The following is a 5,659-nucleotide window of genomic DNA, read 5'->3' on the forward strand; positions in this document are numbered from 1 at the left end:
CGGTGCCGCGCTGCCCGTCACCGAAGTCCCACGCGTGGGCGGCCACGGTGCCGTCGGTGTCGGCCGACCCGCGCCCGTCCACCGCCACGGCCAGGTTGCTGGCGGTCGCGGTGAACGCCGCCGTCGGGGCGGCGTTGGCCGGCGGCTGGGGCTGCGGCTCCGGCTGCGGGGTGGGCTCGGCGGTCCCGGCCGGCCGGACGGCGAACGCCGTCACGCGCACGGCGGTCGCCACGGTGGCGCTGGTCGGCCGGTAGGCGGCCAGGCCGACCGCACCCGGTGCCTGCAGCGCCGCGGTGGTGTCGGTGCGGACCAGCTGCGGCGTGGCCGGCTCGGCCTGTCCGTCGGCCCACACCGTCGCCCTGATGTCGGTCGGTCCGGTCCCGGAGACCTGCACCCGCACGTTCAACGTCGTGCCGGGCGTGTAGGTCAGCCCCGGGACGACGACCTCGCCGCCGGGCCAGGCCTCCACGCCACCGGCGAGCCGGGACAGCGTGAGCGAGACCCTGCCGTCCGCGGCCACCTTCGCCAGCACGCGGTACTCGTTGCCCGCCGACACCCGCCGGCCGGACACGTACACGTACGTGCCCCCGCCGGTCGGCACAGCGCTCAGGGTGAAGGACGTCCGGACGTCGACGTCGGTCGCGGACACCCCGCCCAGGTGCGCGCCGGTGTTGTTGCCCGCCGACGGCAGGGACAGCGTCGCCGTCCCCGGGGCCACGGACAGCCGGGGTGCGCCGACCGACGCGGTCCACGCGCCGCCGACGTCCGCGCTGCCCCAGCCCCCGGACACCGTGCGGTTGAAGGTGTCCCCGGCCGTGAGCGGCACCCCCGCCGCGGCCGCCACGGTGACCGACCGCGTGGTCGTCGCCGTGCCGCCGCGCTCGTCGGTGACCGTGAGCCGGACGGTGTACGTGCCCGCCGCGGCGTAGGTGTGCGACGCCGTGACACCGGTGCCGCGCTGCCCGTCGCCGAAGTCCCACGCGTGGGAGGCGATCCGGCCGTCGGGGTCGCTCGAGCCGGCGCCGTCCACCGCCACCACCAGGCCCAGGGGCGCGGTGGTGAAGACGGCCGTGGGCAGCTGGTTGGGCGGCGGGGCCAGCACGCTGACCTGCCGCTGCGTCGTCGCCGTGGCGCCGCGGTCGTCGGTGACCGTGAGGGTGACGGGGTAGGTGCCGGTGGTCGCGTAGGTGTGCGTCGCCTGCGCGCCGGTGGCGGTCGAGCCGTCACCGAAGGTCCAGGCGTAGGAGACGATGCGGCCGTCCCGGTCGCCCGAGCCCGCGGCGTCGACCACGAGGTCGAGCTCCGTCGTCTGCGGGAGGAAGGCCGCGTCGGGGACGGCGTTGGGGACGACGCCCGTGCTGCCGATGCTGTAGTGCCTGCCAACCTGCTCGCGGGTCAGGACGACCGGGTACACGGCGACCTCGTCGATGCGGCCGTTGAAGTACACCGATCCCGACCAGGTCCGGTCGGCACCGATACGCCAGTAGCCGGTGATCTCCTGCGCCATGCTCGTGTCGGCGCGGGAAGCGACGAGCTGGCCGTCCACGTACAGGGCCATGCCACTCGGGCCGACGGTCCCCACGATGTGGTGGAAGACCCCGTTGTTGTAGCTCGCCGGGCTGACCAGCTCACGGCCGGCCCCCGTGTAGACGGCGAAGTGGACCCGTCCCTCCGGATCCAGCCACAGCTGCCGGTCGTGGTTGTTGCTCAGGCCGCTCTTCTGGTCGCCGAAGCCGACGATCTTACCGCCGGCGGTGGTCCGGGTCTCGAACCACGCCTCGACGGAGAAGGTGTGCAGCCCGCGCACGGGAGTCTGGGTCGTCAGGTAGCCCGACGTCCCGTTGAACCACACCGACGTGTCGGTGTCACCCTTCAGCCCACCGGCCCAGTTCTGCTGCGTCCCCGGCTGGTACAGCGCGTCCGACGTGCCGGCGTGGTCGAAGGCGGTCGCCCCCGAGCGCTCGCCCAACGGCCAGTAGTTCGACGCGCCGTCGGCGTGCACGGCAGCGGAGTAGGGGCGCTGCCGGCCGACCCCGGACGCGGTCCCGCTGGCGGTACCGATGACGACCTCGTTGCCGTAGGCGTCGCTCACGGTCACGCGGTAGGTGTGCACGCCGGCCGCGACCGCCCGATCGATCCACGCCTGCGGAGCGACCTGCCACCAGGTGGCGTCCCGGGTGAACTGGGCGACCGGCGTCGTCCCGCCGTCGCGGTGGATGCGGTACGTGAGGGACCCGTTGTCCATGTCGCTGCTGCCGGGCCACGCCACCCGGAGCGCGCCGTCGGCGACCCGGGTGACGCTGACGGAGCCCGCGGCGACCGCAGGACCCACGTCGTTCGGCGCGATGCCGGGCATGGCGTAGCGCACCAGGCCCTGCTGCCGGACCCCGTTCACCGTCGGGAACTCGCCGCCGTACACGACGTACTGATCGTTCCCGGTCACGCTCCAGCCGGCCTGGTACTGCCCGGTCACGGTGCCCTGTGCCATGTTCGGGAACCACGGCAGCAGCGCAGGCGCGGGCTGACCGGTGAAGTTGGCATTGGCCTGGGTCGCCGTTCCGACCGTGCCCGTGGCGGCCAGGCTGACCGCGGTGGCCCGCTTCCAGACCTGCGGGCTCTGCTCCGGGAAGCCGGCGATGTTGATGCACGTGTGTGCGTGCGAAGCGGTGTAGAGCGCCCCGTTGGACGGGTGACTGGCGTAGGTGTCGCCGCGGCAGTCGGCGATCCACCGGGCCTTGCCGCCGTTGGCGTCGGCCGCGAACGAACCCTCGAGGTTGCCAGGGCCGTAGTAGTCGTAGCCCGTGCCGTAGACGGTGGTGCCGTCGGTCGACAGGCTCCAGACGGCGGAGTTGACGCCGTGGTTGGTGATGAGCCCGTTGATCCCGAACGGACGCGTGGCCCCGGTCACCGGGTCGAGCGCGCCGATCCCCGTCGCCCGCACGCCGTTGAGGCTGTGGAAGCGGCCGCTCACGACCACCTGAGAGCCGCCGCCGGTGAGGACGATGGCGAGGACGTCGTTCGACGTCTGACGGTTGCGCGCAGCGTCGAGCGTCCCAGAGATCGGCTGACCCGCGGCGTCGAAGAAGGGCAGCCGGTTGCCCTCCGTCGGGCCCGCGCCGGGAACCGGGGCCCAGGGCAGGAGAGCCCCGGTGGTCGCCGAGACCGCGGCCAGGCGCGTACGGCTGACGCCGCCGACGGCACTGAGCCCACCACCGAGGTACACGGTGCTGTTGGTGGCGGCCAGCGCGCGTACCTGCCCGTTCACGCTGGGTGCCCACGAGCTGACGAGCGCGCCGGTGGCGGTGTCGTAGGCGGCCACCCGGTTGCGGGGCTGACCGTTCGCGACCGTGAAGTCGCCGCCGACGTAGACCCGCTTGCCGTCGGGGGACGCCGCGACGGCGAGCGCCTGGGCGTTGAGGTCCGGCGCGAAGGAGGTGACCAGCTCGCCGGTGCGGATGTCGTAGGCGAGCAGGTTGTTGCGCACCGTCTCCTGGGTGCCGGCCGCCGCGCCGGCCGGGCGGGCCCGGGTGAACGAGCCCGCGGCGTAGACGGTGTTGCCGACGACGACCTGCGACCAGACGACGCCGTCGATCTGCACCGTCGGCAGCGGGTCGGCCGAGACCGTGGCCGGCGACGCCGGGCTCACGACGGGGGGCGCGGAGTCCGCGCGGGCCGCCCCGGGCACCAGCGTCCCGAGCACGCCCCCGGCGAGCAGCACGCCCACCGAGGCCGCGATCACCTTCCTCCCGGCAGCAGCCGCCCGCTCCCCCATGGTGCCCCCCGTGTCGTTCCAGCACTGACCCGTCCGCTTGGACGAGCGCCGAACACTAAGCGTCACGAAAGGACGGGGAACAGTGGGCGTCACCCCACTCGATACGGTGCTGACGTGCGGTGACACCCGCCTCTTCCGCAGGAGAAATCACTCAGGGTGAGGGAGTCCCGCTTGCCCGGCCACCCGCTCGGGTGGGTGACCGCCCCTCACCCGGCCGCGCGGCGGGCCCCCCGGCACCCTCCCCCGGCCGGACACGAGGGAGCCCCCGCCGGAGCCGGGCGGGCTCCGACGGGGGCTCCCGTCGTGGTGCGGAAGGTCAGCCGACCGGGCGGACGCTGAACCCCGTCACGCGGACCGCGGTGGCCGCGGTGTTGCCGGCCGACCGGTAGGCGCTGACGCCCACCGAGCCGGCGGCCTGCAGCGCCGCGGTGGTGTCGGTGCGGACCAGCTGCGGCGTGGCCGGCTCGGCCTGCCCGTCGGCCCACACCGAGGCGCGCACCGTCGTCGTCCCCGTGCCACTGACCTGGACCCGCACGTTGAGCAGGGTGCCCGCGGTGTAGGTCAGGTTCGGGACAACGACCTCGCCGCCCGGCCAGGCCTCCGTGTTGGCCGAGAGCCGGTTCAGGATCATCGAGACCTGACCGTTGGCGGCGACCTTCACGTTGACCTTGTACTCGTTGGCGGCGTCGATCCGCCGGCCCACGACGTACATCGACGTGGCACCCGCGGTCGGCATCGCGGTCAGCGCCAGCTGCGTCCGGATGTCGGCACTGGTCACCGCCACGTCGCCCAGGTGGGCGCCGGTGTTGTTCCCCGCCGAGGGCAGGTTCAGCACCGCCGCGCCAGGGGTCACCGACAGCCGGGTGGCGCCGGCCGTCGCCGTCCACGCGCCGCCCACGTCGGCCGTGCCCAGCCCGCCGGAGACGGTCCGCCCGAAGGCGTCGGAGGCGAACACCGCGGGGTCGGCCGGCGGGGCCGCCGCGGCCACGGTCACCTCCCGGGTGGCCGACGCCGTCGCGCCGTCGTCGTCGGTCACCGTGAGCCGGACGGTGTAGGTGCCGGCCCTGGCGTAGGTGTGCGACGCCGTCGCCCCGGTGCCGCGCTGCCCGTCGCCGAAGTCCCACGCGTGGGCGGCCACGGTGCCGTCGGTGTCCGCCGACCCGCGCCCGTCCACCGCCACGGCCAGGCCGTCGGTGCTGGCGGTGAACGCCGCCGTCGGCGCCGCGTTCTGCGGCTGCCCGCCGCCCGCGCCCACCGGGGTGGCCGCGAACGAGGAGACGCGGACCGCGGTGGCCGCGGTGGCGCTGGCCGGCCGGTAGGCGGAGATGCCCACCGAGCCGGCGGCCTGGAGCGCCGCGGTGGTGTCGGTGCGGACCAGCTGCGGCGTGGCCGGCTCGGCCTGCCCGTCGGCCCAGACCGAGGCGTTCACCGTGGTGGTGGCGGTCCCCGAGACCTGGACCCGCACGTTGAGCACGGTGCCGGCCGTGTAGGTCAGCCCCGGGACGACGACCTCGCCGCCGGGCCAGGCCTCCGCGTTGCCGGCCAGCCGGGACAGGACCAGGGAGACCTGACCGTTGGCAGCCACCTTGACCAGCACCCGGTACTCGTTGCCCGCCGACACCCGCCGGCCGGACACGTACACGTACGTGCCCCCGCCCGTGGGCATCGAGCTCAGCGCGACCTTCGTGCGGACGTCGGCGCTCGTGACGGCCACGTCGCCCAGGTGGGCGCCGGTGTTGTTGCCCGCCGACGGCAGCGAGAGCACCGCCGCGCCCGGGGTCACCGACAGCCGGGTGGCGCCGGCCGTCGCCGTCCACGCGCCGCCCACGTCGGCCGTGCCCAGCCCGCCGGAGACGGTCCGCCCGAAGGCGTCGGAGGCCAACGCCG

General features: G+C 74.8%; 2 protein-coding genes. Both read right to left on the reverse strand.

The features are described 5' to 3' along the window. Positions 1–3,739 (reverse strand): PKD domain-containing protein (locus ACI78Q_RS23540; protein ID WP_456925906.1); only part of this gene is annotated, 3,739 nt, incomplete at its 3' end. A gap of 349 nt (positions 3,740–4,088) precedes the next feature. After that, positions 4,089–5,659, reverse strand: a 1,571-nt coding sequence (locus tag ACI78Q_RS23545) for a PKD domain-containing protein (RefSeq protein WP_456925907.1), incomplete at its 5' end; no start/stop codon positions are given.

Source organism: Geodermatophilus sp. SYSU D00705 (genome assembly GCF_054050135.1).